We start from the raw sequence: 26,660 nt of genomic DNA, 5'->3' as shown, positions 1-26,660 counted from the left end.
ATTTTATTCTTAAAAATCACTTAAGATCAAAAGTTATTGATTTATAATCAACCCTTGCTTTACTAAATAGGACATCACTTTATCAGCACATTCTTCTCTTGAGTCGTTATAGGTATCAATGGTGATTTCGGGATTGATCGGTTCTTCGTAAGGAGATGATACGCCTGTGAAGTGAGGAATCTCGCCACTACGAGCTTTTTTGTATAATCCTTTAGGATCTCGACTCTCACACTCATTTATTGGACATTTCACATATACCTCAATAAATTCACCTTGTTGCAGAAGTTCACGTACTACTTGTCTATCACTATTGAACGGGGAAATAAATGCAGTGATTGCGAATTGACCGCTATCAACTAGTAGTTTAGACACCTCCCCAATACGTCTAATATTTTCCTTGCGATCTTCTTCTCGAAAACCAAGATCCTTATTTAAACCCTGACGGATATTATCTCCGTCTAGTACATAACTTTGGACGTTTAATTCATGAAGCTTCCTTGAAACATCATTTGCCAGCGTTGATTTCCCGGAACCAGACAAACCTGTAAAGAAGAGTACTGCACTTTTATGCTGATTCCTCTGCTGCCTCATTTCTTTTGTTATCACTGTATCGTGCCAGGTTAAGTTATTGTTCACTGTCATCTCAAATCTCCCCCTTATGCGTTCACTGTCTTCTCACTCATCCCTTTAATTAATACCTCCACTACCTCAGGACGACTGAATGTTGCTGGAGGCTGCTCCCCATTTCGTAAAAGGGCACGTACTTTAGTACCTGATAAAATGACGTGATGTTCTTTTCCATGAGGGCACGTTTTGGCCGAAGCCATGCTATCGCACTTCTCGCAGTAGAAACTGTGTTCAAAAAAGAGTGGTGTAATTCCTAATTCCTCGCTTGTAAATTGACTAAAGATTCTCTGGGCATCATAAGTGCCATAGTAATCACCTACTCCGGCATGATCTCTCCCCACAATAAAATGTGTGCATCCAAAGTTTTTTCGAACAAGCGCATGAAAGATTGCCTCTCTTGGCCCTGCATAGCGCATAGCAGCAGGAAAGACACCAAGGTGCACACGATCTTCAGGGTAATAGTTCTTAAGTAGAACTTCATAACTTTCCATTCGAATTTCTGCTGGTATATCATCTGATTTGGTTTCACCTACAAGAGGATTCAAGAACAAGCCATCCACTGTTTCAAGTGCGGTCTTTTGAATATACTCGTGCGCTCGATGAACCGGATTTCTTGTTTGAAATCCTACAACTTTCTTCCAGCCCTGACGTTCAAAATACTCTCTTGTTTCAGATGGATCATAATGATAGCGGTCAAACTTGCCTTTTTCGGTTCTTTTAATAAGCGTAATTCGTCCACCAATGTAAACATCTGGTCTATCGTAAACTTTTTTCACTCCTGGATGTTCACTGTCCTCTGTTAAATACACGTGGCGCCCCTCCACTCCCTTATCAGGAGTATATTTGGATTCCACTTCTATTGTGCCGTACACAGTCCCATTATTAGTTAACTTCACTTTATCACCAATTGCGATCTCAGCAGCTCGTTCGTGCGTAACTGGCAACGTAATAGGAATGCTCCATGGCAACCCGCTTTCTAATTTGAGGTGATGAACGACTGACGTATACTCATTTTCATTAAGAAAACCAGTTAACGGACTATACGCTCCTGTTCCGATTAATTCCAGATCACTTAACGCAGTAGCGTCTAACTCAATTTCTTGAATAATTCCATCAATTTCAGTATTAGGTTTGTAACGGTTAATCAATGTTCCTCCATGCGCGTTAATTGTTGCCATCTTAATCCCTCCAAATTGAATTTATTATAAGCTTCCTTCGTCTTGTAATGTTCTCTTTTGAGAGCGAATCGATCGAATTAAACTTCCTGACCCAAGCGTCGCTAGAATAACGCTGCCAATTGCAATTAATGTATATAAATCACTTTCTAAAAAAAAGTTTGATCATACTATAAGAAATAACTAAAGAAAAAACCGGTGAAACTGCCCAAACTTTAATCATTCGCGTAATGACATCTTTCTGCCAAAGCTGAAATCCATCTTTAGCAGTTCCGATACCAATGATCGATGAGGTGGTAATCTGGGTAAGCGGCACCGGAATCCCAAATAAGGAAGCTCCAATCACAAGTCCAGCGCTCGTACCTGATATAGCACAACCTTCACCAAGTGAAAATTTTGTGATGCGATAACCATTCGTTTCAATGACACGTTTACCAAAAACTAAAGCACCTAAAGCAACAAAAGCTCCCCCAAAAAATGCGCCGTGAGAAAGGGATAAAACTCCCGCTCCAACTAGCGGTCCAATCGCATTTGCGACGTTATTCATTCCCGCTGAAAAGGCTTCTAGAAAACCGGCTACAATTAAAAAAATGGTGAGTGGCTTTTGCCACTTTGAAGTAAGATTGATTCTTTGTTTTAAAAGACCAAAAATTTTCCCAACACTGAGAGCTGTCGCAAAAGCAATAACCGGTATAACGATCCACAACAACATAATGAACATCACATTCTGAAAGTACAAAGCACGGTAAGCAATACCAACTCCTACCACTGCGCCCACAGTAACTTCACTTGTTGATAATGGAATCCCCATCATATTTGCTAGAAAGAGCGCTGTTGTAGCTGAAATAAAAATAATCAAGATAACCTTTAGACTGAGTACGGAAGAAGGTATAATGCCACTCCCCATTGTTTTAATAACATTACCTCCACCTAATGTGGCACCACCAACAATCCCAATCGCACAAACACTCAGTGCTACGCTTCTTCTTTTAATCGCTCCAGCCCCGTAAGCCACTCCCATCGATGCCGCAGCTCCACTAGCCCCAATATTCATAGCAAAAAAGAGAGCCACTGTAATAACTAGGGTTGTCATGACCGTCACCGATTTGGTGCTGAATCAAAATGCAAGCCGCATTCCGTTTTTTCCTGATTTGCCCATCTCCCAGCTCTAGAATCACTACCTTCCAATACTCTTTCAGTGCATACCGCACATCCTATACTTGGGTACCCTTTATCATGAAGAGAATTGTATGGTAAATCCTTTTCGTACACGTACCTCCAAACATCTTTCCATGTCCAATGAATAAGTGGACAAACCTTAATCGACTGAAACTTATCATCTCTATTGAAATAATTTGTCTTTTGTCTGAGTGGCGACTGCTCTCTCCTTAAACCTGAGATCCATGCACTTACATGATCTAATTCTTCATGCAATGGTATGATTTTCCTCAAGTTGCAGCACTGTCCCGGGTCTCGCTCCCATAGAGCATCCCCTTTACTTAATGCCTGTTCTTCGACCGACTCCTTTGGTTGCTTTAACTTAATATTTAGAGATGGATATTTAGCTTTCACTTTATTAATTAGCTCATAAGTCTCATCAAAATGGAGACCTGTATCCAGAAAAACAATCTTCGCGTTCTGGTTTACCCGGGAAATCAAATCAATTAGAACGACACCCTCAACACCGAAACTACAAGCATATACAATATCATCTTGGTATATTTGATACGCCCACTCCAGAACTTCAAGAGCCCCTTTCGTTTCTGATTCAACGTCGAATTCAGGTTCCTTACCCGACCAATTATTATAGAACCAATTCATTTCTAACCCTCCCAATTCCGATCAAGGAAATATATTTAAAAGTTTAAAAAAAGAGGCGGTTCTAACCTTTAGGGTTAGAACCGCCTCTAGTTTCTCTAGTCAGCGCCAATATTAAAGTCGTTCTTTTTCTTTTCTTTCAAGTTGAACAACTTTCCCATCTTGAACAACAAGCGTAATTGACCCAAATTTTAACGAACTTAGCATTCGTTCTATACGTACAGCAACGTCTGAAAAATTCTGGTCTTTCGTTCCCATCATGCAACCTCCCTTAGTCGTAATAATCATGAGGAGAAGCTTATAAATGAAAAAAGCCTTCCCAAATTGGAAAGACAGATCAGGTTACCTTAATTCACCTTATCTTCCAAAATGGACTCCATTTTGCTGGAAGTAGCACCTTGCCAATCAGGCAGGTTGCTGGACGTCAACGGGCCAGTCCCTCGGTCTCTCTTGATAAGTTATTTTCTAAATCTTAACTATTATCTAACAATATGTCAACCCTAGTTTAGAGATCGGGATAAAGGGATTAGAAAAGAATATGAAAAAAACCCCGAATCTATGACTCGGGGACCATTTTTAAATTGGATGACGTTTACTTTCTTCTTTTTTCTCTTCTATTAAGATACGCGTACCATCTACAGACGTAATAACTACTGCCGTATCCTTGTCGATCCAACTTCCAACAGAAATGGCGCTGTACTTTTTCTCATTGACTTGTATTGTTCCACTTGGTCGAAATGGAGTAATTGTCATAGCCGATTCTCCAACTAAATTCTTATACTCAGCGTTCATGGAATTATACCCCATTTCACTGCTTAACCGATCCTTTAACGTCATTTTCGTCCACATAGAACGTGCGGGGAAAACACGCAAAAACAGGAATGAAGCAGCCGTACCAATTAAAAAACCACTAGAAACGAGAAGGCCATAAAGGAAAGTCGGAGAAGGAATGGCTACGGCTGTAACCATCATAATTAATCCAATCAAACCAAATGTACCATCATTGAGTAATTTCCCATCAAGAATAACTAAGCCTAAACCAACAGCAAACACAAGTCCCATCCAGAGAATTGATGATAAAGAAGTAAGATGGAAACTAAAATAAAATGTGAGCAATAGTATTCCGATCAATCCAAAAATACCTTTTACACGGACAAGTAACTCAGCAAACAAGAATAGCACGCTAAGTAAAACGATAAGAAAGCCAACTGCTGGCAAAGATAGAATCTCCATCCTCGCTCCCTCCTTTTCCTTCTTCTCTTATACGTTCAAAAGGGAAGAAAGTTTCAGTCACTTGTCACCTTACGATTGAAATACCCCTTTTATTCCATCAATAATCGCAATAAAGAAATCAATGATTTTTTGAATAAATGACTGTGTCTCGTCTTTATTTAAAAACTCGTCCAGGTTTTCTCTCGCGTTCTGCAACTGACTCTTCATTTGATCCCAATCAATATCAAGATTTTTCATTCGATTAAACAGTGCAACAAGACCATCCAACTCATCTTGAGTCAATTCAATACCTGAATCGTTAGCAATTTGTTTAATAACTGTTCTTAAATCATCTTCCGTCTCAGGTGGGTTTGTAGCAATTTCATCCTTAATCTTAGTCATTAGCTCTGTTGCTTTATCTGCGCCAATACTATCGCTCAATTTTGCAGTAGTGACAAGCTCTTCATTTGCTACTTGTTTTTGCTCCTCAGGTATCACTTCATCTGTGCTTAACTCATAAGCTTTGATTAAACCAGTTAATGCAGCCGTACCTGAAACCTCCATTGGTGCTGTCACATAAACATCAGCATCTTTTACTCCAGCTGTTATTAAAGCATTTGCGTACATTTCATCTGTTACCCAATTAATATTTTTTGTGTCAACGCTTAAACCAGCATCTTTTTCACCAATGGTTATGGAAGAAGAAGATAAGGCGCGGGTACCGATTAGCGCTTTACTTATATAATTCCCAAGATATTTATGCTCTTCTTCATTTGATACCGTTACCGTCATTGCATTTTCCGGAGCTTCCATTTCATCAACTAGCTTCTGTTTTTGCTCTTCAGATAGATCTTCACCAAGTGTAACGATGACATCACCGACGCTCGCATCCGCTTGTGCCACCATAGGAATAATAGACATCATTAACACCATCGACAATAAAAACGGCAATCCTTTTTTAAGCATGTTTTTGGTCTCCTTTTAACGTGGGGCTCTAATGAAGAGTAACTCAGTTAATCTCCCCATCTCTTAATATTCTACTCGACACTCGATCGAAAGAAAAGATAATTAACTAGGAAATCTGTCATATCATGGAAGGACAAGCATATCGTAGTACAAAGGAAATCATTCTGAAGGAGTTGCGAGAGATGCGAAAACTATTGTTAAGTTCCCTATTTCTGCTTGTCCTTCATACAACTTATTATGATTTAACAACAGGAACTCTTACAAATAACAGAGCTATTTCAGAAGTATCAGAAGCAGTCGAAGTGGGGTCACCTGAAAAAAACTCTCCCTATGTGGTTTATAAAATAAATGCTGGCGATACTGTTCTTTCTTTAGTAGAAAAAGCGAACGGCTCAATACCGGTTCCGATTGAAACGGTCGTTCACGATTTTGAAACATTAAATAAAATTCATCCAACTCTTATACAAATTGGGAAAGAATATAGGATACCAACTTATGACCAAACATCTGCTCAATGATTATTTCTTGTCAATAGCTCTCTAAAGTTGCTACAATGGGATAGTATTACAGATGAGTCTTATTCCCTACAAGGGAGTATATAAAAGCGATCTAAATCATGAGGTAAGCAATCCTACATGTAAAAGGAGCGATTTTCGCATGAATGAAATTACCCACCGTAGTCAAACTAGACCTGTTAAAGTAGGTCCTTTAACAATAGGCGGTAACGATGAAGTTATTATTCAAAGTATGACAACAACCAAAACTCACGATGTGGAAGCAACAGTTGCTGAAATCAATCGTCTTGAAGAAGCTGGTTGTCAGATTGTACGAGTAGCTTGTCCAGATGACAGGGCAGCAGATGCAATCCCTGAAATCAAAAAGAGGATTAATATCCCTCTTGTCGTTGATATTCACTTTAATTATAAGCTAGCACTAAAAGCCATTGAAGGTGGAGCAGACAAGATACGTATTAACCCTGGTAATATTGGACGTCGCGAAAAAGTGGAAGCTGTCGTAAAAGCAGCCAAAGCAAAAGGCATTCCGATTCGCATTGGCGTTAATGCTGGTTCACTTGAGCGAAAAATCCTTGAAAAATACGGCTATCCTACAGCTGAGGGAATGCTAGAAAGTGCCCTCCACCATATCAAAATTCTTGAAGACCTTGATTTCTACGATATCATCGTCTCCATGAAAGCTTCCGATGTTAACCTTGCAACTGAAGCATATGAACTGGCAGCACGTTCTTTTAATTACCCACTGCATCTCGGAATTACAGAGTCAGGCACTCTATTTGCAGGTACAGTTAAAAGCGCAGCCGGTCTTGGTGTTATTCTTTCAAAAGGAATCGGAAATACGGCACGTATTTCTCTTAGTGCGGATCCGGTTGAAGAAGTAAAAGTAGCTAGAGAGCTTCTTAAATCATTTGGACTTGCAGCGAATGCAGCCACATTAATTTCTTGTCCAACTTGTGGTCGTATCGAAATTGACCTTATTTCAATCGCAAATGAAGTCGAAGAGTACATTTCAACAATCAAAGCACCTATTAAAGTAGCCGTGCTTGGATGCGCAGTGAATGGTCCAGGTGAAGCGCGTGAAGCTGATATCGGTATTGCAGGTGCACGTGGTGAAGGTCTCCTCTTCCGACATGGTGAAATTATCCGTAAAGTTCCTGAGGAAACCATGGTAGAAGAGTTGAAAAAAGAAGTCGACAAAATAGCAGAAGAACATTACAAGAAAATGGCAGAAGAAAAAGAGAAAGCTGAAGCTAACTCTTAATTCTTTTTCTTGATCAAAGAAGAAAAGCCAGGCACTTTTAAAGTGCCTGGCTTTTCTATTAAGGTTTTCAACTAAAAGAACGGTGCGAAGAATAAGCTGATGATCATTGAAGCGGCACCAACACCAATCGCCCATGATCCGAGCGTTGTTAGTCCCTTTCTCCTAGCAACAAATCCTACGACGATTCCCGCTGCTCCAAGAATGACGGGAAGTATGAACAAGGAAATAACCGATAAAGCAAGAGCAGCTACACCCACTCCCACTCCTGTTCGATCCTGTTCCTGTCTTTTAGCTTCAAAGTGTTCATGATGCTCCTCAGCAGTTGGACGTTCATTTTCAGGCGACTGTAAATAAGGACGGTCTAATACACCAGGGGCTACTTCAGCTGCAGCTTCCTCAAGATATTCCTCTTCCGATTCGCTGCGAACTTCGCGCTCCTCGATAAAGTCCAGATCGTCATCATGTCTGTCTTCTGTCATATACATCCCTCACTTTACCTTGTTGTGGAGCATGATTAGTATTTGTCAGTGAGTGTAAGAATATGTTCGTTCAATCAGTAAGATAATCCCAATTCCTTCTTATTGCCTTTCTTTTCTATGTTATGATGAAAAGAGAGCAAATCAAAAAGGAGTTTTATTATGACGATCAAAAGACTAGGACTTGATATTGATGGAACTGTAACAAGTCCTAAAACCTTTCTTCCTTATTTAAATTCTTCATTTAATAAAGAATTATCATTACATGATATTACACAGTACAATCTTGCTAACCTTCTCGGCATTCCTCAAAAAGAGTTTTTTGAGTGGTTAAAAATAAATGAAGAGAAAATTTACGCAAATGCCCTTATCGCAGATCAAGCTCATCCTATCCTAGAAGAATGGAAAGTGGATTATGAACTTTTCTACATTAGTGCAAGAGGGGATCATTTACTCAACACAACAAAAGACTGGTTTACATCAAATGCCGTCCCTTATCATCACATCGAACTTATTGGAAAACATGATAAAATTGATTCCATTAAAGAACATAGCGTTGACGTTTTTTTTGAGGATAAATACGATAATGCATGTGCGATTGCAGAGGAATGTGAGATCCCAGTGATCCTTTTTGATACTCCATACAACCAGGGAACAGTGCCTTCTAATGTATCTCGATTGGAAACCTGGCCAGAAGCTCAACAGTGGCTTAAGCACCATAATAAAAGCGGAAGAGCATAACTATGCTCTTCCGCTTTTAGGCATATGCCTGACATGCACCACAACGACCGTACACTTCAAATTTATGTCCTGTTACTTCAAACTCAGAGTCCCCTACTGGGATGTTCTCCATTGGACATGATTCTATTTGGCGAGTTTTACCGCAATCCAGACAAATGAGATGATGATGATGCGTATTCGTTGAACAGCTAAGACGATAGCGCTTTTCACCGTTCCATTCTGTCTCCTCTAATATCGTCAAATCCGCAAACAGAGTTAAATTTCTGTAAATCGTATCAACACTCATCCCGGGATAGCTTTCTTGCATATGGTTCAGCACATCTCTTGCTGAAAGATACCTCTTTTCTTTGGCGAAAAGAGTGACGAGATCCTCCCGTTTTTCAGTGTATTTATAACCTTCATCCTTTAAAATACGCAATGCTGTAGAGACATTCATATATCCACCTCATTATGTTAAGATTTCCACTGTTTTAATCTTTTGAATAGAAGAACGAACAACAAGATCAACGCTGATAGAATAACAATTGTTCCACCAGGGGCAATATCTAGATAATACGCCAGAACCAGTCCACCAAGCACCGCAACTTCTCCCAAAATAATGGAGTATGCGATTGTTTGCTTAAATCCTCTAGCAATTCGAATACTTGCAGCAACAGGAAGCGTCATAAGCGCCGAAACGAGTAGTACACCTACAATCTGCATCGAAACGGCAATCACGAACGCGACAAGTAAAATAAAAATGAAATGAATCCACTTTCCTCTAACGCCTGATACGATTGCTTGCTCTTCATCGAATGAGAGAAAAAATAGTTCTTTGTATAATAAAATCACAACAAGTACGACAATAATCGTTATCACTGCCACAGCCATTAAGTCACTTCGACTAATGGCAATGACGCTTCCGAATAAATAATTAAATAGATCAGAATTGAATCCATCTGCTAATGATAAGAATACGACCCCAAGTCCAATCCCCCCAGATAAAGTAATGGGGATCGCTAGCTCTTCAAAATGCTTGTACACTTTTCGCAGTTGCTCAATAAATAACGAACCCGCTGCTGAAAATCCCATTCCCATATAAACAGGATTAACGCCCTGCCAGAATGTAAAATACTTACCTAGTAGTAAACTAGCAGCTATTCCTGCCAAAGTAATATGTGATAAAGCATCCGCTATTAACGCCTGTCTTCTAACAACAATAAACACTCCAAGTAGCGGCGCAATAATTCCAATTAATATGCCAGCCAAAAAAGCGTTTTGCAAAAACTCAAATTTCCATAAAGCTTCTATCATTTTCTAAATGCCTCCGTGATCATGGTCGTGACTTAGAACGTGAACATGATGGCCATAAAATCCAGATAGTTCACGATCATTAAACTGTTCAAATTCATTTGTTTCACCATGAAAGTGAAGGGTTTTATTCAAACATGCCACGTGCGTTACTTTATCCGTAATCGTACCGATATCATGTGTCACAAGAAGCAAGGTAATGCCATTCTCCTGATTAAGCTTACCAAGAAGTTCATAGAAATCACTCGTTGAATTAGCATCTACCCCCACCGTAGGTTCATCAAGAATAAGAATTTCTGGTTTACTGACAAGCGCTCTTGCAATAAACACTCTCTGCTGCTGTCCACCAGAAAGTTCTCCAATATTACTTGATGCATAATCACTCATTCCTACTTGTTTGAGGGCCTCCATAACTGCTTTTCGATGCGCTGCTTTCATAAATTTGAATAATCCAAGTTTACTCGCTAATCCCATCGAAACGACTTCAAATACAGAAGCAGGAAATCCTGAATTAAAACTATTTGCTTTCTGAGAGACATAACCGATTTTGCTCCACTCATGGAACTTATTCATCTTCTTGCCGAATATATTCACTTGTCCCTTTTGAGGCTTCAATAGTCCAAATATGATTTTAATTAAAGTTGATTTACCTGAACCATTCGGACCTACAAGTCCTACAAAGGCTCCACTAGGAATAGAAAAAGTAATGTCTTCAAGAACATATCCATCCCCATAATGAAAAGAGATATTCTGAAGATCAATGATATTTTGAGAAGTTGCCATAAATAAAACCTTCCATCTATAAGAATCATTACGATTTACATTATGTAGTATACCTTACATGATGAACATTTGTAAATTTCCTTGATGATATTCTATCTCAGATAACTTATTGTAGTCGCCCCCCCGTAATTTGATTGGTCATAAATCGTATAGGAAGTTCCTCAATAACATTAAATGGCCACAGCTTTCAGACTTGAAAGCTGTGGCCATCTTTACGCTTCTTCGGAGAAAGAAACGAAGGTGCTTTTAAGCTGTGTTTACATTTCATGAAGGCTAGCCATCTCCTGAATCTCTTCTGAATAGCTACTTTTCGGTGTTCCTTTTTCTGCTACATAAGCCTTCAATCCGCCGATGCCTCGGTTATAAGCTGTCAGAGCTTCATCCCAATTCTCGTATTTTTCATAAAGATAATCAAGATAGGTGACGGAAAGTGTTATTGAAAAATAAGGGTCAAATAGCTTGTCCTCTGAATAATCAATCTCCGCCATATCGGCAATCCATGGAGCCGTATTTGTCATGAATTGAGCCATCCCATAAGCATGCCCATACTTTGTTTCTGGCCCAACGAGTTCAGGGTCAAACGTATTTCCTGTCTCAATTTTCAGAAGCTCATAAACGATTGTAGGATCAATATCTTCTTTCATAGCCTGATACGTTAAGAACAATCCCCACTTCTTACTAAACTTCCCCTCACTATCTTGATAGAACTGTTCAGAGTAAGCTTTCGCCTGCTTCCACTCTTCTACACTTACTGAGTTTGGGTCAAGTGAGTAACCCGTTTCTTTTTCTAATTTACTAATAGCTGTCTGTGTTTTCATCTGATCATTCTGGGATGATTTCTGATTCAATTCACCGACAGTTGTTTCAGCATCGGCCACCTGCTCATTAAATAGATGAGATTGTACAAGGACTAGTGCTAGAACAAGTGTTAGAACAATTACAGTGATCATAGACAGAGGTTTTTTAATATTGTTTTGAATAAAATTAATAGTGTTGCACTCCTTTTCAACTGGTATTAATAAAGCTGAAGAGCACCAGTTAAGGTAATACCCTATCATCTTTTTCTCAAACCTTTCTACTATTTTGCTCATAAATCATTACAATTTCATAAGAAAAAAGACCCCCGGTATAGGAAGTCTAATGAATTGGAGATTTGAACTTCGCCCCTCTTGTTTCTTGAGTATTCGTAATTGTAATAAATGCATGAGGGTCAATGTCGTAGATCACACTTTTTAGTTTCGTCACCTCTAACCTTGTTATAACTACATATATAACTTCTTTCTCCTCGTCAGTATAACCACCTTTACCAACGAGTTTTGTCGTTCCTCTACCAAGTCGATCTAAAATAGCATTCGAAATTTCCTCGTATAAATCCGAGACAATCAATACAGCTTTCGTTTCATCAAGACCTTGAATCACCGTATCAATTGTCTTAAAAGCGATATAATACGCCATTACAGAATACATCGCATTCTCCCAACTGAAAACAAATCCAGCCTACGTAAAAATAAATATGTTTGTAAACATAACAAACTCGCCAATTGAAAAAGGAATTTTTTTCGTTAACAAAATCCCTAATATTTCAGTTCCATCCATTGAACCGCCATGTCTAATCACCAATCCAACGCCTAGTCCTAATGTCAATCCGCCAAAAACCGTACCAAGAATAGGTTCCGTTGTAAATGGATCTGTATGGTGAAGAAAGGTTTCGAATGTAGCAAGCCCGATAATCCCGAATAATGTTGAAAAGGCAAACGTCTTACCAATTTGCTTATAACCATAATACATAAATGGAAGATTTAACACGACAACCAGAATAGCAAAATTAAATGCTGTGAGGTGATCTAAAATAAGGGATATCCCTATAATTCCACCGTCAATCAACTGATTTGGAACTAAAAATAATTCAATGGCTGCGGCAGCGAGAAAAGCGCCAATCATAATCATAAAAAGTCTATAAATTAAATGCGTTTTACTTTCTTTCCTATGCTGTTTTTTCTCCATGGGACCCTCCAAAGTATGTCTCTTATTTCTTTGAAGCCTATGTTAATGAGCATGATTGTCTATTGGCTCATTCACGACAAGTCATGAGTCAAAAGTCAAGAAAACGATAATAAAATAACCTGATCCTAAAAGTTTAGAATGTTCTTTTAGCGAACACCATCGTGAACTGTGTGCATAGTATGAGATAGGCAAAGGGGGCATCGTGATGAATCCAATACAGCTTCAACTTGTAAATTTCAAATTGAATCGTATTACAACAGAGGAATTGCTTCAACTATCTAACCAATATGGTATTACACTTTCAGCAACAGATGCAAAGAAAATTGTGCAAATTTTAAAACAAGAGAATATTGATATTGCGAACCAAACGCAACGAAAACGTATATTAATGAAAATTAGTCGTGAAGTTAGTCCTTCGGTTGCGTCACGCGTAAACAAGTTAATTCTCTCTTTTCTTACCCAATAACAAAAAACCGCTTAAGCGGTTTTTTGTTAGACAGACATTAGTTTACTTTTTAAATCTTCATCAAACTTTTGATTTCGAAGCATTTCAATCTCTAATTTATAAGGCGCCTTCTTATTTTTCTTGTCTTCTCCTACATAAGGCGTTTCTAAGATCTTCGGAACATCTTTCAATTGAGGGTGATGAATCACCTTATTAAGTGCATCAAAGCCAATATAACCAAACCCAATATTTTCATGACGGTCTTTAGACGCACCACGCTCATTTTTACTATCATTCACGTGAAGCACCTTTAACCGATCCACTCCGATTACTCGGTCGAATTCATTTAGAACCCCGTCAAAGTCATGCACAATATCATAGCCTGCATCGTGCGTATGGCAAGTATCAAAACAAACGGATAACTTTTCATTATGTGTAACACCATCAATAATTTGAGCTAGTTCTTCGAAGCTTCTTCCGCACTCAGAACCCTTACCGGCCATTGTTTCAAGAGCGATTTGAACTTCTTGATCGGCTGTTAGCACCTCATTTAATCCTTCGATAATTTTCTGAATTCCTTTATCTGCCCCAGCACCTACATGAGCACCAGGGTGGAGCACGATTTGACGAGCACCAAGAGCATGTGTACGCTCTATTTCAGATCTGAGAAAATCAACTCCGAGTTGAAAGGTTTCAGGTTTTGTAGTGTTACCAATATTAATAATGTATGGCGCATGGACAACAATGTCACTGATACAATGCTCTTTCATATGGGCCGAACCTTTATCAATATTAAGCTTTTCAATCGCTTTACGCCTCGTATTCTGAGGTGCACCCGTGTAAATCATAAAGGTTGTAGCGCCATATGAAACAGCTTCTTCGCTTGCTCCTAGAAGCATTTTATCACCGCTCATTGAAACATGTGAACCTATTTTTAACATTATCTTCAATCCTTCCCTTTTCACTTCATCATTTTATTATACCTTTTTTGCTAATCTGCCATCTATTCATGTCGATTGAAAAAGTAAACTTAACACATGCCCTCTCATACGATTAAGCAGACAAAAACCCTCTGTCATAAGAGGGTTTTGAATTATTTCCGACCGCGCTTTTGCTGAATACGATCTCTTTCCTGCTGCATTTTCTTTTTATAGCCTGGTTTTACTTTCTTAGGCTTAGGTACAAAAACCTCAGGTTTTGATGAGGTAGGCTTTTTTCTTGGAGTTACGGGCTTCGCTTCTACCCACTCACCATTTTTAATTTCTTTGTACTCAATGCTAATGCCTTTTGAAGATAGCTTTTGTATAGCTTGTTGATCAGATGGTTCTGCCAATGTATATGCTATTCCATCGTGACCTGCTCTTGCTGTACGTCCTACTCGGTGAATATAGAAATCAAGATCTTTTGGTAGTTCAAAGTTAATCACGTGTGAAACGCCCTTAATGTCGATCCCTCTTGAAGCAAGATCAGTTGCGACTACATACTGACATTCAGCTTCCTGAATTTTCTTCATGATTTGTTTACGCTGACGTGCTTGAACACCACCATGAAGTCTTTCAACATTATGGCCATTTTCGATAAGGAAGTCAGCCACTTCATCTGCCGTTTGTTTAGTGTTAGTAAAGACAAGAGCAAGATAAGGATTAATTGCCTTAGTCACATTTAAAAGTAGCTCTTTCTTCTCTTTATATCGTGCAGGAATAAAAATGTTTTCTACTTTATCAGCCGTCACTTGTTCTGCATTCACTTCTACAAATTTAGGATTGTCCATGTACTTTTTCAAAAATGGCTGCAAGCTCTTTGGAATAGTTGCAGAGAAAACAAGCATTTGTAATTGTTTTGCCATTCGAGATGCGATATAGTCTACATCTTCAATGAATCCCATGTCCAACATTTGGTCCGCTTCATCAACAACAAGCATCGTTGCAGGAAAAACGCTTAGCGCCTGCTCTTCGACAAGATCCTTAATACGCCCAGGAGTGCCGATGACAATATGGGGTGTATTTTTCATACGACTAATCATACGTTTACGATCAGTTCCACCTACAGCCTTTTTAATAGAAATTGCTTCTTCTTCAGGGAGGGTAGAGATCAATTTTAACGATTCGTTGTAAATTTGATCGGCCAATTCTCTCGTAGGCGCTGTAATAACAGCCTGACATTCATTTATTCCACTATCAATTCGATGAATAAGTGGGAGTAAGAAAGCAAGCGTTTTGCCTGATCCTGTTTGCGATTGTCCGATCGCACTGTCACCATTACGTATCGCTGGGACCAGTCTCTCCTGTATTTCGGTTGGTCTGTTGAATTTCTGAGCTTCTAGAGCATCAACTAAAAAAGGCTTAAGCCCTAATCTATCAAAGTGTTTCATTATTATTGTTCCTCCATCCATTAATCCAACTTGTATTATAGAACATTTTTGCTCAAAGCGCCATACGTTAAGGGAAGAGCGATCCTCTTATTTATTTTAGAAAGCCATAAATTCGATGAAAGTGATCGTTTTTCAATTTTGCTACACGTTTGCCATAGTCACCGAACAAGAACAACAGAAAACTATAAGATTGGATCGTCGAACACCATTTTATTAGTAAAGCGAGGCCCTAACTAATTTCACTTCATACAACTTCTCATTACTTGTATTGCCCATTAATCTCTATTCTCACACCTTCTATTTTTGTGGCATACCATATTAATACCAAGAGCTTATTATGGTCAAGTTATCATAAGGAGGGTAAGACATGAATCAATTTCCTCCCTCCCCCCAAAGTGGTCCGGGTCCAGGTATGGGCTTTCCATTTTCCGGAGGAGGGTTTCAAAGTCCTGGGCCAGGATTTACACAGCCTCAGCAAACAGGAGGTGGCGGCGGTCTGCTATCCAGGTTTTTAGGAGGAGGCGCTCCTCAAGGAAGTCAGGGACTCCCGACTCCTCCAGGAGCATTTCCAGCCATGCAACGAGGTACCATCCCAGGTTTACCCCAACAAGCCGGCATGCTCTCTAGAATCCTTCCGGGTGCCGGACAGGGTGGCATGGATATGATGGGAATGATCCAAAATGTTCAAAAAGTGATGCAGGCTGCTGATACAATTAAACCAATGGTACAACAATACGGTCCAATGGTTAAGCAGCTCCCAGAAATGATTGCTTTGTTTAAGGAATATCAGAAGTCTTCAGGGTCAAGTGAAGAGGATGAAACAGAGGATGAAGTCAAAGAAAAAACGATCAAGCAGAAAAAAACCCCAAAGAAAAAATCAACTAAGCAGCCCGCTGGAGTAAAAGCCAAGAAAAAAACAATAACGACAAGCTCAAATGAAATCAGTATTAAGTCTAAGCCGAAACTCTATGTATGAACATCGTGATTCATTGAGTTATCTCGGAATCTCCTTTATAATTAAGTAAGATCAGTTATACAACAATCCGTATTTGGGTTGAGGAGGTACTCGATGAAAGTAACTAAAATTTCGCCAAGAGGTTATTGCTATGGTGTTGTCGATGCTATGGTAATTGCACGAAATGCTGCATTAGATAAAACATTACCGCGCCCGATCTTTATTCTCGGGATGATCGTTCATAATAAACACGTGACAGATGCATTTGAAGATGATGGTATCATTACACTTGATGGACCAAATCGGATGGAAATTCTCGAAAAAGTAGAATCAGGAACTGTCATTTTCACTGCGCATGGTGTTTCACCTCAGGTTCGAGAGCTAGCGGAGAAAAAGGGCCTAACTGTACTTGACGCTACCTGTCCAGATGTAACAGTGACACATGATTTAATTCGCGAAAAACAAAAAGAGGGCTATCACGTCATTTATATTGGCAAAAAAGGCCATCCTGAGCCTGAAGGTGCGATGGGGATTGCTCCTGACATTGTGCATCTTGTTGAAAAGCCTGAAGAAGTTGATGAACTTGAAATCGATTGTGATAACATCATTATTACAAATCAGACGACCATGAGTCAGTGGGATGTTCAAGAAATTATGGAAAAAGCAATGGAACGTTATCCACATGCGGTTATTCATAATGAAATTTGTAATGCCACTCAAGTTCGTCAGGAAGCCGTAGCCCAACAAGCAGGTGATACAGACTTAGTTCTTGTAGTTGGAGATCCTAAGAGTAACAACTCTAATAGACTTGCCCAAGTTTCCATTGAAGTTGCTGGCACACCAGCCTATCGGATTGCGGACATTTCTGAATTAAAGCTTGAATGGCTTGAAGGTGTTGAATCAGTTGGAGTAACTGCAGGTGCTTCTACACCAACTCCGATTACAAAAGAAGTGATACGTTTTCTTGATCAATATGATCCTGACAACGAAGAAACGTGGACTCGTGAGCTAAGCGTTCCTTCTTCTAAAATTCTCCCTAAAGTGAAAGTGAAAAAATAACAAAAATCCCACCTACTTTTAGGCGGGATTTTTGTTTATCTAAACTGAAAGGGGTCCGTTATTTCTTGTGAAGACATAATAACCGTATCAAAATTTTTCTCTTCTACAAAAGCCTGCAATTTTTCCCGTACACCCTCAATCATAATCTTTTCAATATTATGGCCTGCATCAATAATTTGGAGCCCCTCCATCATAGCATCGTGAGCTACATGGTAATAAATATCACCTGATACAAATACATCTGCTCCACTAAATCGAGCTGCACTAATAAATTTATTACCGTCTCCACCTAACACAGCAACTTTTTTTATTTTAGAAGTAAGATTGCCTACAATTCTAACACCACTTGCGCCAAGCCTCTCTTTCACAAAACCAGCAAAATCTTCTAATGTCATTTCTGCATCAAGATGACCTATTCTTCCCAGCCCAAGCTTTTCTGGTTCATTTTCTAAAGGATAAATATCGTAAGCTACTTCTTCATAAGGATGCGCCTTTTTAACAGCATTTAAAACCTTCGCTTGTTGATCTGCATGAAAAATGCTTTCAATTTTCACCTCTTGAACAGCTTCTAACTCTCCTGATTCACCAATAAATGGCTGCGCTTGAACTGTGGGCTTGAATCGGCCAGTTCCTTGAGAAGTAAATGTACAATCACTATATTCACCTATAAACCCTGCTCCTGATTTCGAAAGAGCTGTTCTAATTTGTTCCTGATGTGTAATTGGAACGAATATAGCTATTTTCTTTAGTTCTCGTTGAAATGTTTCAACAAGAACGCTCGTTTCTTGTAGTCCTAATGCATCCGCTAGCATATCATTCACGCCACCAGGTGCAACATCTAAATTTGTATGTGCCGCGTAAACAGTGATGTCATTTTTAATTAGCTTCTCAACCATTTTCCCCTGTTCTGTATCCAAATTGATTTTCTTAAGAGGACGGAAAAGAATGGGGTGATGGGCAATAATTAAATCTACCCCTTCTCGAACCGCTTCGTCTACCACGTTGGGAAGAACATCAAGCGCGGTCATTACCTTTTTAACCTTTTTGTTTAAGCTTCCGATTTGCAATCCAATTGGATCTCCATTTTCGGCATACTTCTTTTTTGACCAGGCCTCAAATTCTTGAATAATCGCCTGAGCTGAAGCTATCTTGCTCATGAGAGTACCTCCTTAATGATGTCACGCTCATTCGTTACCTGCGCTTCTTTGTCAGAAACACCTTCTGTATTTGTAAGAGACTGTAAGATCCGTTCTCTTTTCTTTAATTCAATCTGCCATTTTTTCATAAACGCTTCATTTCTATCCTTTAGGAGAAAGGGGCCCGCAAGTAAATTCTTTTGAAGTTCTTTGCCATCCATTCCAGCGTAGGGTTGCTTTCCATTGCCAGCATCAAATACAAGGACTTCGTAAATTTTATCATCTTCCTCAAGAATCCGTTCGTCGACAAGTTCCCAGTTCAAATCCGCAAGTCGTTCACGTAAAAGATGTGCCGCAACATTAGGTTGTAAGATTAGCCGCTTTACATTTTCTAGCTTCTCTACTCCGCCTAGCAAGATATCCCGTATGAGTTGCCCTCCCATTCCTGCGATTGTAATCACATCCACTTCTCCAGGCGAGATGACTTCAAGGCCATTTCCCTTACGTACTGTTATTTCATTGGTGAATCCGCTTCGCTTAACTTGCTTGATTGCCGATTGGTATGGACCCTCGTTCACTTCTCCGGCAATCGCCATAGTAATACGTTGATGATTCATCAAATAACATGGCAAATAGGCATGATCAGATCCAATATCAGCCACACTACTTCCCTCTGGAACAAAATTCGCAACCATTTTCAAACGTTCAGATAATAATTTATCGTTCATTTTTTCACCACTACTTATCCAGTTTTCTTCTCTATAGTTTACCCTCTCTGCATGCAAGCTAACAAGAATTTGCATTCCGTAAAGGTTAATTGACATACAAATAGAAAAGCCTCCTGTTCTCACAGAAAGCTTTTTTCCTTCTTATTTTTTCTCAGATAACCACTGAGCTACTGCTTCAGCTTGTTCTCCCTGAATAACTCCAGCTGGCATTCCCGAACCTTTACCATTATTAATAATGTCGAGAATTTCATCTTTGGAGTACTTTCCGCCAACAGCATTTAGAGCTGGTCCAACCTGGCCGCCTAGATCACCGCCATGACAGGAAGCACAGTTCTGAGCGTAAATATCTTCTGGTGCTGCTGCTTCAGCTTGTTCTTGCTTCTCGCCTTCACCTTCAGCACTTTCTTCGCCGCCCTGTTGCAATGCCCAGAAAGAAACACCAATAATGAGAATTAATCCGATAACTGCCGTCCATGCAAATGGAATAAGCGGATTCTTTTTCATTTCTTTTCCTCCTTGTACCGATTCGCTGATATCGTTTTCCCCAATTATGTAAGAGTAAACAAATCATAACTTATTTTACTTGAAAACGCTATGAAAGAAAAGGGGAAGCGAGGCAAATCACATATTTGTCATTGATTTCACTCTATACTTATCATAGCAAATTTTTCTAATAAAACAAACGGCATCAGCACAATCACTGATGCCAACAATTATTTTTATTTGGATATTTCTGAATTAAGGTTTGCCCATTCAACTGCTGATTCACGTAACTTGTATTTTTGTATTTTCCCCGAAGCTGTCATTGGATACTCATCTACAAAGAAGACGTGTGCAGGTACTTTATATCTTGCAATTTTGCCTTTACAGTATAAAAGAATATCGGAAGCATTAACTGCTCCTTTTTCTTTTAATTGAATGCATGCTACTACCTTTTCACCGTATTTCTCATCTGGTACTCCAATAACCTGAACGTCCTGAACAGACGAATGGGTATACAGAAATTCTTCAATCTCCCTGGGGTAAACATTCTCTCCCCCGCGTATAATCATATCTTTCAAACGTCCTGTAATCTCTACATAGCCCTCTGAGTCCATTTTAGCGATATCTCCAGTATGAAGCCATCCTTCTTCATCAATCACTTGATTCGTAGCCTCAGGCATGTTGTAGTACCCTCTCATCACGTGATACCCTCTCGTGCATAGCTCACCAGCTTCGCCAGATGGAACCTCGAGGCCTGATACGGGATCAACTATCTTCACTTCGACACCTGGTAAGGCTCTTCCCACTGTATTAACTCTATACTCGAGCGGATCATTGGTTCTTGTTTGGGTAATTACTGGTGAAGCTTCAGTCTGTCCATAAGCTATTGTTATTTCTACCATATTCATTCTTTTCATGACGTTTTTCATCACTTCTATCGGACATGGGCTTCCAGCCATTATGCCAGTCCTTAACGAGCTTAGATTATAGGATTCAAATTCAGCAAGACTGAGTTCGGAAATGAACATCGTTGGTACACCATGAAGTGCTGTACATCTTTCTTTCTCCACAGTTCTTAGTACCAGTTCTGGTTCAAACTCAATGATCGGAAAGATCGTCGCTCCTGCAGAAAAAGCCGCTAAAGTTCCGAGCACACAACCAAAACAGTGGAAAAATGGAACAGGAATACAAAGTCGGTCATTATGAGTGAGCTCCATGCATTGGCCAATCTGGTAGCCATTATTGAGAATATTATTATGAGTGAGCATCACTCCTTTTGGAAAGCCGGTCGTTCCTGACGTATACTGCATATTAATGACATCGTCTGGATCAAGTTCTCCATTTCTCATTTCTAATGCTTTATCCGTCACCGATACGCTTCCCTTGAGAAACTCTCGCCACTTCATGAACGAAGAACGTTCTTCTGTACCAATATAAACAACATCTTTCAAATATGGAAGACCAACTATCGCACATTTCCCAACAGTCAGTTGATCATTGCTTTTTTGAAGTTGCAAGAAAACCTCAGGATAAGAAGTGCCTTTGAAGCCATCAATTAAAAAGAGACGAGTGGATTCTGACTGCTTTAGGACATATTCTAACTCTGATGATTGGTAATTCGTATTAATCGTGACAAGAACCGCCCCCACTTTTGCAGTGGCAAATTGCAAAAGTAACCATTCCGGTACATTCGTAGCCCAAACTGCTACGTTCTCTCCTTTAGTAACACCCAACCCTAGCAACGCTTTAGCAACTCTGTTCACTTCATTATTGAACTCTTCAAACGTGTATCGAACTTTTTCTTTTGAGTAGACGACAGCTTCTTTATTACCAAACTGATCCACTTGTCTTTCGAGCATCGATCCGATCGTCTCATGAAGCAATTCCGTCATAGTAACACTCCTATCATCATTAAGAATCCAGAAGAGATAAAGAGATCATCTTCTTCTCTTCTGGACCATGGGTATTTGCTTAGCTAATAATCAGTGTTGGTTTTGGCTCCTTTACGACTTGAACCAAAAATAACTAGTTAATGGGGTTCACTAATAAATTCATGTTATGAAAAAGACAATAATAAAGAAACTTCAAGAGTAACAACTAATCGAGCGCTCGTTCAGTTTAACAACCAATTTCTCGAGCAATAACCATTCTTTGGATTTCTGAAGTACCTTCTCCAATTTCAAGTAGTTTTGCATCTCTAAAATAACGCTCAACGTGATAATCGCGCATATATCCATTTCCTCCATGAATCTGAACAGCTTGATCACAAACTTCCATACAAATTTCTGAAGCATAGAGCTTACAAATAGAAGCTTCTTTCGTGAATTTCTTCCCTTGATCTTTCAACCAGGCTGCTTTATATACCATCGTTCTCGCTAATTCAATTTTCATCGCCATATCCGCTAGCTTAAATTGAATCGCCTGGAAGCGTGAAATCGCACGACCAAACTGCTTACGCTCATTAGCATACTGTAACGCCTTCTCATAAGCTGCCTGAGCAATCCCTACTCCCATAGCACCTATTCCAATTCGACCACCATCAAGAGTAATGAGAAACTGTCTAAAGCCATCTCCGCGTTTCCCCAGCAGATTTTCTTCTGGAACTCTCACGTCTTCCATTACAAGTTCCGTTGTGTTTGAAGAATGAAGTCCAAGCTTCTCATAGTTATCAACTACTCTAAATCCTGGTGCAGAAGTAGGCGCAATGATTGCACTAATTTCTTTATTACCATCCTTACGATCAGTAATAGCGGTTAATGCAAGATGATCAGCATACGAAGCATTCGTTATATAACATTTGCTTCCATTAATTACCCATTCTCCATCTTTCAGTACGGCTTCAGTCTCGGTCCCACCTGCGTCAGAACCAGCATTAGGTTCTGTTAAACCAAAGGCTCCTAATGACTCACCGGAACAGATTGGCGCAAGATATTTCTGCTTTTGTTCTTCAGTACCAAATAAGTTCAGCGGTGCTCCTCCGAGTGATACGTGCGCAGAGTATGTAATTCCAGTTGAACCACACGCACGACTCAATTCCTCTACTACGATTGCAAAGCTGACGGTATCTGCACCGCCTCCTCCATATTCTTCTGGAAATGGAAGCCCTATAATCCCCAAGTCACCAAGCTGTTGAAATATCTCTTTTGGAAACCTTTTCTCTTTATCGCGTTGTTCGGCACCTGGCGCCACTTTTTCGTCAGCAAATTCTCGAATCATTTTCTGAATCATTTTTTGTTCTTTCGTTAAGTCAAAGTTCATGAACAAATAACCTCCTGTAAATAAAAATCCAATAATGTGAATGCGCTTACATTTCATTATCTCCTTTGATTGCTACTTTTTCAACATTTTAGAATATAAAAATAATTTTATATATTATTTTTTTGCCAAACTATTTTGAGAAGCCTACTACAACGGGCGTTAACGCTTTTTATACAAAAAGCGGCATTTGCAAAACGAAAGAAAAATCAGTAAAATAAATGACAGGAATTGTATTCTTTATTAATCCGTTCCACTAACGATAAAAAAGAGTTTTTAACTAAACCGTTTTCACATATTGTAAGAATGTGATTCATTAAGCCATAAAAAAACTCTCTGACTGCATGAGCAGACAGAGAGTGATCCATTCTATTCAAGAAAATCTTTGAGTCGTTTGCTTCTACTTGGATGACGGAGCTTGCGAAGTGCTTTCGCTTCGATTTGGCGAATTCGCTCACGTGTAACTCCAAAGACGCGACCTACTTCTTCTAGGGTTCTTGTACGTCCATCATCAAGTCCGAAACGCAGTCTAAGAACATTTTCCTCTCGATCAGTCAGCGTATCTAGTACGTCTTCAAGCTGTTCCTTGAGTAGTTCATAAGCTGCAGCATCGGATGGTGCCAATGCATCTTGATCTTCAATAAAGTCTCCGAGGTGGGAATCGTCTTCTTCCCCAATAGGCGTTTCTAAAGATACTGGTTCTTGAGCTATCTTAAGAATTTCACGGACTTTTTCAGGAGAAAGGTCCATTTCCTTACCAATTTCTTCAGGAGCAGGTTCACGGCCAAGATCCTGAAGAAGCTGGCGCTGCACACGAATCAATTTATTGATTGTTTCAACCATATGAACTGGAATACGAATCGTTCTAGCCTGGTCTGCAATTGCGCGAGTGATAGCTTGACGGATCCACCACGTTGCATAAGTACTAAATTTGTAACCTTTACGGTAATCAAATTTCTCAACTGCTTTAATAAGGCCCATATTTCCTTCCTGGATTAAATCAAGGAAAAGCATCCCACGACCAACGTAACGCTTCGCAATACTAACAACAAGTCGAAGGTTTGCTTCAGCAAGACGACGTTTTGCTTCTTCGTCACCTTCTTCAATACGTTGTGCTAGACTAATCTCTTCCTTTGCAGAAAGAAGGTCTACTCGGCCAATCTCTTTAAGGTACATACGAACGGGATCATTTATTTTGACACCCGGAGGAACACTTAAGTCATTAAGATCAAATTCTTCTTCCTTATTCACTTCTTGAGGCGAAGGGTTTTCAGTACTATCTTCGATGACTTCTACACCTTGTTCCTCTAGATATTCAAAGAATTCATCCATTTGATCGGAATCCTGTTCAAACGGGGACAACCGTTCTACGATCGTAGAGTAAGTAATTAAGCTTGTTTTCTTTCCAAGCTCTACTAACTGCTCTTTCACTTGATCGATGGTTAATTCACCTTCCGCCGGCTGGCGAGTTGGTTTTTCAGCCATTCGATCCCCTCCTTCCATACATCTCAACAATAAAAATAGTTAATTTCTTAAAATGAATTTTTTAAGTTCTTCTTCATTTCAAGAATTTCCATAGCGATCTTAGCTGCCTGGACAAAGTCTTGCTTCATTTCCGCTTCTTTTTTCTCTTTTTCTCTCTCTTCTATCTTTATCCATTCTGGATAATTTAACACCTGCCGAATATAATCATGAAGTTCTTTATCCGACACGTCTTCATTTAAATCCATCATGGCCAGTTCAGAAGCAATTTTGACAAGGTTAGGATCAGTAAGCTGCTCCATGAATTGACTAATGTCCGCCTCATGGCCGTTAGCATAAAAGCTATACAAATATGCAGCGATCGCACTATGCTCGTCAATATTAAACGAACTGCCAACCTCTTCCTGTACTTTTTCTGCAACATCCAGATCTCGCATCATATATGCAAGTAAGATTCGCTCTGAATTCTGGAAAGCAGGCAGAAGCTTTTTCTTCACATAGAAATTTTTCCTAGCATTATTATCCCTTTTAGGAGGAGCATTATCCTTACTTTTCTTGCCCTCTTTATAAAATTGGGTAACTTGCTGCTTTAGCGCATCGAGTGAAAGCGAGAATTCTTCCGATAGCTGTCTAAGATAATGGTCTCTTTCGACAGGGTTTGAAAGGCCGCTAATTTCTTTAAGTACTTCTTCGATGTAGCGGATTCGTTCTCCTTCATCCGATAGATTTTTTCCTGATCGAAAAACTTCCATTTTAAAAGCCATTACTGTTGACGCTGCCCCTATTACATCCTTTTCAAACCGTTCTGCACCGTATGTTCGGATATAGTCATCGGGATCAAGTCCGTTTGGCATTTTTGCGATTCTAACATAGCAACCGGCTTGGACTAATTCATCCGCGGCTCTTGTAGCAGCATTAATCCCCGCCTTATCTGAGTCATAACAAATCACCACTGATTCTGTCTGTCTTCGTAGAAGTTTAGCCTGATCTTTGGTTAATGCTGTCCCAAGACTCGCTACAACGTTTTGTACCCCATTCCCGTACGCTGTAATCACATCCACGTAACCTTCTAAAAGGATAGCCTGGTCTTTTAAGCGGATAGAAGAACGGGTAAGATGAAAACCATACAAAAACTTCCCTTTCTGAAACAATTTTGTTTCAGGGCTATTCAAGTATTTCGGTTCACCTTCCCCTAATATCCTACCTCCAAATGCGACCGGTCTTCCTTTTGGATCCCATATTGGGAACATAATACGATTACGAAAACGATCAAAATATTTTCCATCAAATTCCCTTTTCGCAAGAAGTCCGGCATTTGCAATTTTTTCTATAGGATAGTTTCTTTTCTCCAAATATCCCGTTGCATAATCCCACGAATCAGGGGCAAAGCCAAGTTGGAACTTCTCAATCATTTCATTTGTAAAGCCTCGCTCACTCAGATAATCACGAGCTTTTTCGCCTTCTGGCGTCTTCACCATGCAATGATTATAAAGCTTAGCTAGAAAATCATGAGCCTTATAGATGACCTCATTCTCAGATGTTGTCTTTGGATTACTATTTTGATTGTCTTGAACTTCAGGTAGTTCTATCCCTGATTTCTGCCCAAGTGCTTCAACAGCTTCTATGAAGTTGTAACCTTCAATTTCCATTAAAAATGAAAATGCATTACCACCAGCGCCACAACCAAAACAATGATATATTTGCTTATCGGGAGCTACTGAAAATGAAGGAGTACTCTCCCCATGAAAAGGGCAAAGACCGAAGAAATTCCTTCCTTGTTTCTTCAGTTGGACATAATCACTAATCACATCAACGATATCGGTGGATTTGCGAATCGCTTCAATTTTCTCTTCCGGGATTCTGCCACTCATTAATTAT

The 26,660-nt window shown here is 39.5% G+C and carries 26 protein-coding genes, 2 pseudogenes and 1 riboswitch; of the genes and pseudogenes, 6 read left to right on the top strand and 22 right to left on the bottom strand.

Going from position 1 to position 26,660, the window contains the following annotated elements:
* Positions 1–33 precede the first annotated feature (33 nt).
* The 7 genes and pseudogenes from cysC to ACIFPW_RS11230 form a co-directional block, all read right to left on the bottom strand.
* Entirely contained in the window at positions 34–642 is a 609-nt protein-coding gene (gene cysC / locus ACIFPW_RS11260; protein WP_430244247.1) for an adenylyl-sulfate kinase, read from the bottom strand.
* Between the two features lie 14 nt (positions 643–656).
* Positions 657–1,805 (bottom strand): sulfate adenylyltransferase, encoded by a 1,149-nt coding sequence (gene sat, locus ACIFPW_RS11255; protein ID WP_430244245.1) that lies wholly within the window; start codon positions 1,803–1,805, stop codon positions 657–659.
* Between the two features lie 24 nt (positions 1,806–1,829).
* Positions 1,830–2,895: pseudogene (locus ACIFPW_RS11250) on the bottom strand (inorganic phosphate transporter).
* A 5-nt stretch (positions 2,896–2,900) separates the two neighbouring features.
* Positions 2,901–3,623, bottom strand: a complete 723-nt coding sequence (locus tag ACIFPW_RS11245) for a phosphoadenylyl-sulfate reductase (protein WP_430244243.1) — start codon at positions 3,621–3,623, stop codon at positions 2,901–2,903.
* 111 nt (positions 3,624–3,734) lie between these two features.
* The gene (locus ACIFPW_RS11240; protein ID WP_194222197.1) at positions 3,735–3,878 is read right to left on the bottom strand and encodes a YezD family protein; all 144 of its coding nucleotides are present in this window, start codon (positions 3,876–3,878) and stop codon (positions 3,735–3,737) included.
* A gap of 96 nt (positions 3,879–3,974) precedes the next feature.
* Positions 3,975–4,080: riboswitch (SAM riboswitch) on the bottom strand.
* Between the two features lie 116 nt (positions 4,081–4,196).
* Positions 4,197–4,853: an NfeD family protein gene (locus ACIFPW_RS11235; RefSeq protein ID WP_430244241.1), complete on the bottom strand. Its 657-nt coding sequence runs from the start codon at positions 4,851–4,853 to the stop codon at positions 4,197–4,199.
* A 69-nt stretch (positions 4,854–4,922) separates the two neighbouring features.
* Positions 4,923–5,798, bottom strand: coding sequence for a DUF1002 domain-containing protein (locus ACIFPW_RS11230; RefSeq protein WP_430244239.1), 876 nt, complete (start codon positions 5,796–5,798; stop codon positions 4,923–4,925).
* 182 nt (positions 5,799–5,980) lie between these two features.
* On the opposite strand from ACIFPW_RS11230, the gene ACIFPW_RS11225 reads away from it, so the two are divergent.
* Both ACIFPW_RS11225 and ispG read left to right on the top strand, forming a co-directional pair.
* The gene (locus ACIFPW_RS11225) at positions 5,981–6,316 is read left to right on the top strand and encodes a hypothetical protein (protein WP_404681555.1); all 336 of its coding nucleotides are present in this window, start codon (positions 5,981–5,983) and stop codon (positions 6,314–6,316) included.
* Positions 6,317–6,455: 139 nt separating this feature from the next.
* On the top strand, positions 6,456–7,574 hold the full coding sequence (gene ispG / locus ACIFPW_RS11220) for a flavodoxin-dependent (E)-4-hydroxy-3-methylbut-2-enyl-diphosphate synthase (protein WP_194219537.1): 1,119 nt from the start codon (positions 6,456–6,458) through the stop codon (positions 7,572–7,574).
* 71 nt (positions 7,575–7,645) lie between these two features.
* Here ispG and ACIFPW_RS11215 read toward each other — a convergent pair whose 3' ends face one another.
* Positions 7,646–8,053, bottom strand: coding sequence for a hypothetical protein (locus ACIFPW_RS11215; RefSeq protein WP_226614328.1), 408 nt, complete (start codon positions 8,051–8,053; stop codon positions 7,646–7,648).
* A 159-nt stretch (positions 8,054–8,212) separates the two neighbouring features.
* Here ACIFPW_RS11215 and ACIFPW_RS11210 point away from each other — a divergent pair, with 159 nt between their 5' ends.
* A complete protein-coding gene (locus ACIFPW_RS11210) occupies positions 8,213–8,791 on the top strand; it encodes a hypothetical protein (protein ID WP_430244236.1) in 579 nt (192 codons plus the stop codon).
* Between the two features lie 16 nt (positions 8,792–8,807).
* Here the strand turns inward: ACIFPW_RS11210 and ACIFPW_RS11205 are convergent, their stop codons facing one another.
* The 5 genes and pseudogenes from ACIFPW_RS11205 to ACIFPW_RS11185 form a co-directional block, all read right to left on the bottom strand.
* Positions 8,808–9,227, bottom strand: a complete 420-nt coding sequence (locus ACIFPW_RS11205) for a Fur family transcriptional regulator (RefSeq protein ID WP_430244234.1) — start codon at positions 9,225–9,227, stop codon at positions 8,808–8,810.
* 17 nt (positions 9,228–9,244) lie between these two features.
* Positions 9,245–10,084 carry a metal ABC transporter permease gene (locus ACIFPW_RS11200; protein WP_194219534.1) on the bottom strand — a complete coding sequence of 280 codons (840 nt, stop codon included), beginning with the start codon at positions 10,082–10,084 and terminating at the stop codon, positions 9,245–9,247.
* 3 nt (positions 10,085–10,087) lie between these two features.
* Positions 10,088–10,864, bottom strand: a complete 777-nt coding sequence (locus ACIFPW_RS11195; protein WP_430244231.1) for a metal ABC transporter ATP-binding protein — start codon at positions 10,862–10,864, stop codon at positions 10,088–10,090.
* A gap of 257 nt (positions 10,865–11,121) precedes the next feature.
* Positions 11,122–11,922 carry a lytic transglycosylase domain-containing protein gene (locus ACIFPW_RS11190; RefSeq protein ID WP_430244229.1) on the bottom strand — a complete coding sequence of 267 codons (801 nt, stop codon included), beginning with the start codon at positions 11,920–11,922 and terminating at the stop codon, positions 11,122–11,124.
* Positions 11,923–12,001: 79 nt separating this feature from the next.
* Positions 12,002–12,868: pseudogene (locus ACIFPW_RS11185) on the bottom strand (YitT family protein).
* A 205-nt stretch (positions 12,869–13,073) separates the two neighbouring features.
* On the opposite strand from ACIFPW_RS11185, the gene ACIFPW_RS11180 reads away from it, so the two are divergent.
* A complete protein-coding gene (locus ACIFPW_RS11180) occupies positions 13,074–13,334 on the top strand; it encodes a DUF2624 family protein (protein ID WP_194219531.1) in 261 nt (86 codons plus the stop codon).
* A gap of 26 nt (positions 13,335–13,360) precedes the next feature.
* Here the strand turns inward: ACIFPW_RS11180 and ACIFPW_RS11175 are convergent, their stop codons facing one another.
* Positions 13,361–14,254: a deoxyribonuclease IV gene (locus ACIFPW_RS11175; protein ID WP_430244227.1), complete on the bottom strand. Its 894-nt coding sequence runs from the start codon at positions 14,252–14,254 to the stop codon at positions 13,361–13,363.
* Positions 14,255–14,406: 152 nt separating this feature from the next.
* Positions 14,407–15,684: a DEAD/DEAH box helicase gene (locus ACIFPW_RS11170; RefSeq protein ID WP_430244225.1), complete on the bottom strand. Its 1,278-nt coding sequence runs from the start codon at positions 15,682–15,684 to the stop codon at positions 14,407–14,409.
* A gap of 367 nt (positions 15,685–16,051) precedes the next feature.
* On the opposite strand from ACIFPW_RS11170, the gene vrrA reads away from it, so the two are divergent.
* Together vrrA and ACIFPW_RS11160 are read left to right on the top strand one after the other, a co-directional pair.
* A complete protein-coding gene (vrrA, locus tag ACIFPW_RS11165; protein ID WP_430244223.1) occupies positions 16,052–16,660 on the top strand; it encodes a VrrA/YqfQ family protein in 609 nt (202 codons plus the stop codon).
* A 93-nt stretch (positions 16,661–16,753) separates the two neighbouring features.
* Positions 16,754–17,698 carry a 4-hydroxy-3-methylbut-2-enyl diphosphate reductase gene (locus ACIFPW_RS11160; protein WP_430244221.1) on the top strand — a complete coding sequence of 315 codons (945 nt, stop codon included), beginning with the start codon at positions 16,754–16,756 and terminating at the stop codon, positions 17,696–17,698.
* Positions 17,699–17,733: 35 nt separating this feature from the next.
* On the opposite strand, the gene ACIFPW_RS11155 is transcribed toward ACIFPW_RS11160, so the two are convergent.
* The 7 genes from ACIFPW_RS11155 to dnaG all read right to left on the bottom strand — a co-directional run bounded on the left by ACIFPW_RS11155 (position 17,734) and on the right by dnaG (position 26,653).
* Positions 17,734–18,855, bottom strand: coding sequence for a Nif3-like dinuclear metal center hexameric protein (locus ACIFPW_RS11155; protein WP_430244219.1), 1,122 nt, complete (start codon positions 18,853–18,855; stop codon positions 17,734–17,736).
* Positions 18,852–19,562 carry a tRNA (adenine(22)-N(1))-methyltransferase gene (locus ACIFPW_RS11150; RefSeq protein ID WP_194219654.1) on the bottom strand — a complete coding sequence of 237 codons (711 nt, stop codon included), beginning with the start codon at positions 19,560–19,562 and terminating at the stop codon, positions 18,852–18,854. The genes ACIFPW_RS11155 and ACIFPW_RS11150 overlap by 4 nt, the downstream gene beginning before the upstream one ends.
* A 141-nt stretch (positions 19,563–19,703) precedes the next feature.
* On the bottom strand, positions 19,704–20,066 hold the full coding sequence (cccA, locus tag ACIFPW_RS11145; protein WP_194219525.1) for a cytochrome c550: 363 nt from the start codon (positions 20,064–20,066) through the stop codon (positions 19,704–19,706).
* 215 nt (positions 20,067–20,281) lie between these two features.
* The gene (locus tag ACIFPW_RS11140; RefSeq protein ID WP_430244217.1) at positions 20,282–21,937 is read right to left on the bottom strand and encodes an AMP-binding protein; all 1,656 of its coding nucleotides are present in this window, start codon (positions 21,935–21,937) and stop codon (positions 20,282–20,284) included.
* 226 nt (positions 21,938–22,163) lie between these two features.
* Complete coding sequence (locus ACIFPW_RS11135) at positions 22,164–23,303, bottom strand: acyl-CoA dehydrogenase family protein (RefSeq protein ID WP_430244215.1); 1,140 nt, start codon at positions 23,301–23,303, stop codon at positions 22,164–22,166.
* Between the two features lie 366 nt (positions 23,304–23,669).
* Complete coding sequence (gene rpoD / locus ACIFPW_RS11130; protein ID WP_194219522.1) at positions 23,670–24,785, bottom strand: RNA polymerase sigma factor RpoD; 1,116 nt, start codon at positions 24,783–24,785, stop codon at positions 23,670–23,672.
* Positions 24,786–24,832: 47 nt separating this feature from the next.
* A complete protein-coding gene (dnaG, locus tag ACIFPW_RS11125; protein WP_430244213.1) occupies positions 24,833–26,653 on the bottom strand; it encodes a DNA primase in 1,821 nt (606 codons plus the stop codon).
* Positions 26,654–26,660: the final 7 nt, after the last annotated feature.

The sequence above is a fragment of the Pseudalkalibacillus sp. NRS-1564 genome (assembly GCF_050467905.1).
Taxonomy (GTDB): Bacteria; Bacillota; Bacilli; order Bacillales; family Guptibacillaceae; genus Guptibacillus; species Guptibacillus hwajinpoensis_B.
Note: the sequence above shows the minus strand (reverse complement) of the source record. Positions and strands in the feature narration are given on the sequence as shown.